The sequence below is a fragment of the Mesorhizobium sp. M7A.F.Ca.MR.362.00.0.0 genome, assembly GCF_004023175.1.
Lineage (GTDB): Bacteria > Pseudomonadota > Alphaproteobacteria > Rhizobiales > Rhizobiaceae > Mesorhizobium.
Genome location: NZ_RZTF01000254.1, coordinates 1 through 4,340 on the forward strand (window position 1 = coordinate 1; position 4,340 = coordinate 4,340).

A 4,340-nucleotide genomic window follows, 5' to 3' on the forward strand; every position below is an offset into this window, starting at 1 on the left:
GATCGGTCACGGCATGATCGTAGAGTTGGCTGAGCGTCCACCGTCCATTATAGTTGAACCACTTGTCGAAGTAGGTTCCTCGATCGACCGTGTTCAGGTCGATCCTCTGCAATTCCCCCCGTTCGACCGGACCAAAAGGAACGGGCCCCAGGTCGGGTATATCGAGGCGTGGTATCATAACCGTGCTGGTCGCTGGTCGTTGCGACAATCTGCCTAGATCGAGCAAGGATCCTGTTTTGCCAACCGCCGATCGCACGTTCCGCGCAATCAGGTCCGCCCGATAGTCTCGCCAATAGTGTCCAGACCGGATCTTTTCGAATGCGACCATCTCTTCGATCAGGTGGTCGACGTCTTTGGCGGAACGTCTTGTCTTGGAAAGGAAAGCGTTCTGCTTGCCAAGCAATTTCTCTCGCGCCTTGGCCTCGCCTCCCAGAAGGTCCGTGTCGAATGGCAGTTTACATCCCTGCGTTGGGACAAAACCGCTTTCATGCTTGGTGTGGAAATCGACCTTTGACCTGACCATGTGACCTCCAGCAGTTTCTTGCCATTACCGTGGTGACGGTGCGCTTTTGCTGCTCGCCACCTGTTGCTGTTCAGAACTTCACGGCGAGATCGACCTTTGCGCCCTGGTCGACCGTGCCGCCGCCGAATTGGCCGGTATAGGCCAGGCCCAGCGTCGCGTTGGCCGACATGTTGAAGTCGAGCCCAGCCTCGACGACCGCGCTGTCCCTGGCGATCGGCACGCCGGCGATGGTGAAGTGATCGCCGCCGGCGAAGGCGAAGCTGGAGGTTGGCGTGACATCGCCGAAGGCATGACGCCAGCCGAGCATGCCGCGCACCGTGGCATTCATGCCGCCAAACGCGAAGTCCGAGGAACCGCGCAGGCCGAGCGTGGTGAAGGTCGCATCGGTGGACGTACCGGCGCTGGTCAGTGCCGCATCGCCACCGTCTTCGGTGAAGCCGTCGGTATGGACGCTGACATAGGCCAGGTTGGCGAACGGTTCGAACCTGAATTGTCCGGCATCGGCCTTGTAGGCGAGTTCGCCGAAGACCTGCGCGGTGCCGGCATCGTAGTCGGCCGACAACCGATCCGTGAAGCCGTTGAAAGCAACCGAGCGTTTGGTCGAAAGACTGCTCCAGGAGTAGGCAGCGCCGGTGCGGAAAGCGATGGCGCCCCAGTTGGTGCCGCCATAGAGGCCGAGGTGATAGCTGTCGCTCTTGCCGGAGGAGTTTCGGTCGGCATCGAAGCTCGAATGGCTGTAGCCGCCGAGCAAACCGACACGCCAGCCGCCCACCAGCGTGTCGGCGCCCGCCAGCAGGCCCCCCGTCGAACGATCGAAGGCAGCGGCGTTGCCGTCGCTGTCGGTATTGCCCCAGGACCCGAAAGCTTGGCCCCAGACGGCAAAGCGGTCAGTATCGGCGGCGACCATTTCGGGGCCGCCTTCGCCATAGGCCATGACCGGCAATGCGGCCGCGCCAACATCGCCGAAAGCGGCGCGGATGCGGCTGGTCGCTGCGTCGCGGACGAAGCGGCTGTCCTCGACCAGCATGCCCTTGGCCGAGGCGTGGATTTCCCCCGAAAGCTGGTCGAAGGCTGCCTGGGCTTCGGCGTCGGTGGCGAGACCGGCAACGGCATTGAACACAGCCCCACCGGTCAGGCTGTCCAGCCCTTCACCGGTGGCGATCTGGTTTGGCGTCAGCCCGGCATCGGCGAAGTCGCGCACCTTGATCACGTCGAGATAGGCGTTGTTGGCGTCATAGGTGTCGGTCACAAACAGGAATGGGGTGCTGGTGACGCCGGTCAACGCCTGGAATGTCGTCCCGCCAAGCCCGCTGCCGGCGGACACCACCGTGTAGGTGCCGACGGCGAGGCCCTGAGCCGTTACCGCCAGCGTCGCGCCGGACAGATCGGCCGTTCCTTCGACTGCGAACCGGTCGGATGCACCCGTGCCATTGATATCGACGGCCAGCACCGAGCCGGCCGCGAACGTCGCATCGCCGGCAAACTGGTTGGTGACATCGCCGGCAATGCCATTGGCCATGGTCAGCCTGCCATTGTTGGTGAAGTTGGACAACGCCTTGAATGTCGTCGTCACCGGGCTATCATAGCCGACGGCGGCGGTGACAATGTCCTTGCCAACATCATTGGTCAGCGTGCCGCCACCAAACTCATTGATGCCGGCGGTGTTCCAGGTTGCGTTGTTGGCGACAATATTGGCGGCAGTGCCGAGCTTGACGGTGCCAAGCAGCCCGCCATTGTTGGTGAAGGTCACCGGCCCACCCGAGGTCTCTACCGCCACAAGGCTAAGCTATCTGCGAGCTGTTGCGCACCAGGCCGCTGGTGGTGATGGAAATCGCTTGGCCGGCGGACGACATCGCCTTGATCGCGGCGTTGCCGCCTTCGACCGTGCCTGTCGCCGTGATGGTGGTGGCACCGGCGCCGTTGTTCTCGGCCAGGATGCCGAACTGGCCACCACTGGCTGCCGCGGCGTCGATCGTCACTCCGCCTGTCGTTGTGGTACCGGTTCGCACCTGGATGCCGGCGCCGAATGTCCCGGTGGCCGCGCCTTTCGCCGTGACCTTGGTGGCGCCGGTGCCGAAGTTGAAGGCAGCGAGGCCCGTGTTGTCGCCGCTGACAGCCATGGCGTCGACCGTCAGGTCTGTCCCGTAATTGGCCACATCGATGCCGGGACCGGCTATCCCGGTCACCGCCCCGGTGGTCGTGATGCTGGTGGCGCCGGTGCCGAAGTTCCGTGCATAGATGCCGGTGTAGCCGTTGACCGCCACGGCCTCGACGGTCAGGCTCGTCGCGCTGCCGGCGTTGGTAACATGAATGCCGGTAAGGCCACTCACCGCGCCTTTCGCCGTGACTTTCGTCGCGCCGGTGCCGGCGTTGTAGCCGTATATGCCTTCTTCGCTGCCACTGGCCGCCATGGCGTCGACCGTCAGATCGGTGGCGTTGGCGTTTGCCGCAACGCTGGCAATCGTGCCCTCTGGATTGAGCGTGATGGTGCCGTTGACGGCAACGATGCCTGTGTAGCCGGTTCCCGCTACGTCGCCCTTGGCGGTAACGCTGGTCACGCCGCTGCCCCTGTTCTCGGCATAAATGCCGTAGGTGGCGCCACTAACCGCCATGGCGTCGACCGTCAGGTCGCCCATCGCCGAGGCAGCGTTGAAGGCGTAGATGCCGGTATCGCTTATCCCGGTAACCGCTGCCTTCGCCGTGACGCTGGTGGCGCCTGTGCCATTGTTCTTGGCCTCGATGCCGAAGTAGCCGCTGACCGTGCCTTCGGCGAGGATAGTCAGGCCCTTCGCCGTAGTGCCGTTGACGGCATAAATGCCGTCGCCGTCTGTTCCAGTTACCGCCTTTGTCGCCGTGACGCTGGTGGTGCCAGTGCCGTCGTTTGAGGCATTGATGCCGAAGACGCCGCCGCTGACGGTGCCTTCGGCGCGAACCGTCAGGTCTGTCGCCGTGCTGCCGCTGTAGGCATTAATGCCGGTATTGCTCCCGGTCACTGCGGCCTTCGCCGTGACGCTGGTGGCGCCAGTGCCGAGGTTCTGGGCAACAATGCCGGTGCCACCGCTGACTGTGCCTTCGGCGATGACAGTCAGGTCTTTGCCGACATGGGCGATCGGGCCAGAAAAGGTCGGCGTGCCGTTCAGAACCGTGTTGACAACATCGAGCTGTTGCCCGCCATTGATCGCATAGATGCCGTATCCGCTGGCGGTGACATCGCCAGTGGCGGTGACGCTGAGATCTGCCGTCAGGCCCTGATTGATGGCGTAGATGCCGACGGCCGCGCCGCTCACGTTTCCAGCGGTGACGGTAGCAGCAGAACCTTGCGAGTAGACGACGACACCATAACCGCTGGCATCTGTCGACTGGATGTCGCCGGTGGCGTTGACGCTGGTTGCGCCGTCGCCGGTGTTGATGGCGGCAACGCCGATCAGGGCGCCGGTTATGGCACCGCCGGTGTCGATGGTCACTGCGCCACCCGGGTTCGGTCCGTAATAGGGAGGCGCCACCTGCGGAACCAGCGACACGACGCCAAGGCCTATGCCCGTCGTCGAGCTTAGCGCCGAAGAATTGGCATCGGTATAACTGACCGCACCTTTGCCCAGTATGCCGAGCGCGAAGGGATCACTGGTGGAGACACTGAACCCAGGGTCAGTGGTAACAGCCGGATTGGCGGGCGCCAGCAGAAGGGTCAGCAGATCGCCTGCGTCGAGCGGCAGGCCGATTCCGGACGGCACGATTTGGCCGGTCGTGTTGACGCCGGAGCAGACATAGTTGGGTGGCGCCGCCGGCGTGCAGGCGGCGTCGGCATTTTGGCCCAAGC

Annotated in this window: 2 protein-coding genes and 1 pseudogene; all 3 read right to left on the minus strand. The window is 63.6% G+C overall.

Annotation, left to right across the window (positions count from 1 at the left end):
* Positions 1-523, minus strand: a pseudogene (locus EOC06_RS25335) (hypothetical protein); the annotation flags it as partial.
* A 70-nt stretch (positions 524-593) separates the two neighbouring features.
* Positions 594-2,300, minus strand: a complete 1,707-nt coding sequence (locus tag EOC06_RS25340) for an autotransporter domain-containing protein (RefSeq protein WP_245470042.1) — start codon at positions 2,298-2,300, stop codon at positions 594-596.
* A 4-nt stretch (positions 2,301-2,304) separates the two neighbouring features.
* On the minus strand, positions 2,305-4,340 hold a 2,036-nt coding region (locus tag EOC06_RS25345), incomplete at its 5' end, for a beta strand repeat-containing protein (RefSeq protein ID WP_368773600.1).